We start from the raw sequence: 2196 nt of genomic DNA, 5'->3' as shown, positions 1-2196 counted from the left end.
CAAGCCTACAGTACGGCCGTCCCGGTCCTCGACCGCATGGCCACCAAAGGGGTGATCCACAAGAACAAGGCCGCGCGGCACAAGGCGCGCCTGGCCAAGAAGATCAAGGCCCTCGGCTAAGCCGGAACCTGCCTGATCGTGACGAAGACGCCGGCCGCTGGCCGGCGTCTTCGTTTCCACCTGCCCGCCGGACACGCCCCACCGGCACCCGCCTCAGCTCTCCTCCGAGAGCACCAGATTGTCACGGTGGATGAGCTCGGGCTCGTCGACATACCCGAGTGCGGCCTCGATGCGACTGGAGGAGACGCCGCGCAGCCGGCGGGCATCCCCCGAGCCATAGTTCACCAGCCCCCGGGCCACTTCGCGGCCATCCGGGTCGAGACAGGTCACCATGTCACCGCGCATGAATCGCCCGTCCACCCGTGTCACGCCCACCGGCAGGAGGCTGCGGCCGTCCTCGCGCAGCACCCGTGCCGCACCGGCGTCCAGCCACAGCGTCCCCCGCGCCTGCAGCTGGCCGGCCAGCCACTGCTTGCGCGCCGCCATCCGCTCCCGCGAGGGCCACAGCAGCGTGCCCAGCCGCTCTCCGCCGGCGATTCGTGCCACCACGTCAGGAAGGCGGCCCGAGGCGATCACGGTCACAGCGCCGGAACGAGCGGCACGGGCCGCCGCGGTCACCTTCGTGCGCATCCCTCCGCTGCCCAGGGCACCGGGCGCATCCGAGCACATCGCCTCCAGGCGCTCATCGGCGGCGTCCGCCTCGTTGATCAGGGCGGCCCGCGGATTCCGGCGGGGATCGGCATCGTACAGGCCGGACTGATCGGTCAGGATCGCCAGCACCTCCGCCTCGACCAGGTTGGTCACCAGCGCCGCCAGGGTGTCGTTGTCACCGAAGCGGATCTCGTCCGTGGCGACCGTGTCGTTCTCGTTGACCACCGGCACCACCCCCAGCGCCAGCAGCGTGCGCAGGGTGCTGCGTGCATTGAGATAGCGGCGACGGTCGGCAAGGTCCTCATGGGTGAGCAGCACCTGGGCGGTGCGCAGACCGAAACGGCGGAACTCCCGCTCGTAGGCCTCGACCACCCCCATCTGCCCGACCGCCGCGGCGGCCTGGAGCTGATGCAGCGCATGCGGCCGACGGGGCCAGCCAAGGCGCTGCACGCCCTCGGCGACGGAGCCGGAGGAGACCAGCACGACCTGCCGCCCCTGGCGATGAGCGTCCGCGATCTGAGCCACCCAGCCGGCGATGCGCTCACCGTCGAGCCCCCGGCCCTCATTGGTCACCAGGGCGCTGCCCACCTTGAGCACCCAGCGCCGGGTATCGGCCAGCCGGGCGCGCCAGCGCGCACCCTCATCCATCGGCGTCACCCTCGCCCCGCATCGCCTCCAGGCGGTCCATGACGCGCTGGCACAGGTAGTCCGTGCCCTCCCCGCTCTCACCGGAGACCAGGAACACCGGGCCCTCCCAATCCATCGCCGCGGTGATCTCGGCGGCCACCGCGTCGCGCTCGTCGGCGGGAATGAGGTCGATCTTGTTCAGCACCAGCCAGCGCTCCCGCGCCGCCAGCCCGGGGTCGAACGCGGCGAGTTCGTCCACGACCGAGCGCGCATCGGCGGCGGGGTCACGGTCGTCGTAGATGCAGGCGATGTCGAGGACGTGCAGCAGCAGCCGGTTACGCGCCAGGTGCTTGAGGAAACGCACCCCGAGCCCGGCACCTTCAGCCGCCCCCTCGATCAGCCCCGGGATGTCCGCCATCACGAAGCTGCGCCCCGGTCCCACGCGGACCACGCCCAGGCTGGGATACAGGGTGGTAAAGGGGTAGTCAGCCACCCGCGGGCGGGCACCGGAGACGGCGCGGATCAGGGTGGACTTGCCCGCGTTGGGCAGCCCGAGCAGGCCGACATCGGCGAGCACGCGCAGCTCCAGCGAGAGCTCGCGGCGTTCGCCATCCTGCCCCGGCGTCGACTGCCGGGGGGCACGGTTGGTGGAGCTCTTGAAGTGGATATTGCCGACACCGCCGTCACCGCCGCGGGCGACGAGCAGCCGCTCGCCCTCGGCGGTGACATCGCCGATCACCTCGCCGGTCTCCCGGTCGGTGACGACGGTGCCCACCGGTACGGGCACGATGACGTCGTCGCCGCTGCGCCCCGTCATCTGCCGGCCGCGGCCGTTCTCACCGCGCTCGGCCGCGTAAC

The 2196-nt window shown here is 71.5% G+C and carries 3 protein-coding genes; 1 reads left to right on the top strand and 2 read right to left on the bottom strand.

The genetic code is table 11. The annotated features are described in order from the left end of the window. The coding region (gene rpsT / locus G7A99_RS25360; RefSeq protein WP_240466193.1) for a 30S ribosomal protein S20 at positions 1-120 on the top strand (120 nt) is incomplete at its 5' end. A gap of 93 nt (positions 121-213) precedes the next feature. Here the strand turns inward: rpsT and proB are convergent. Beyond that, the gene (gene proB / locus G7A99_RS08645) at positions 214-1359 is read right to left on the bottom strand and encodes a glutamate 5-kinase (protein ID WP_163139555.1); all 1146 of its coding nucleotides are present in this window, start codon (positions 1357-1359) and stop codon (positions 214-216) included. Further along, positions 1352-2196 (bottom strand): Obg family GTPase CgtA (gene cgtA / locus G7A99_RS08640; protein ID WP_240466190.1); only part of this gene is annotated, 845 nt, incomplete at its 5' end. The genes proB and cgtA, both read right to left, overlap by 8 nt.

This window comes from Arhodomonas sp. KWT (assembly GCF_010993615.1).
The sequence above is the reverse complement of the archived record's forward strand: the minus strand, read 5'-3'. Positions and strand labels throughout refer to the sequence as shown.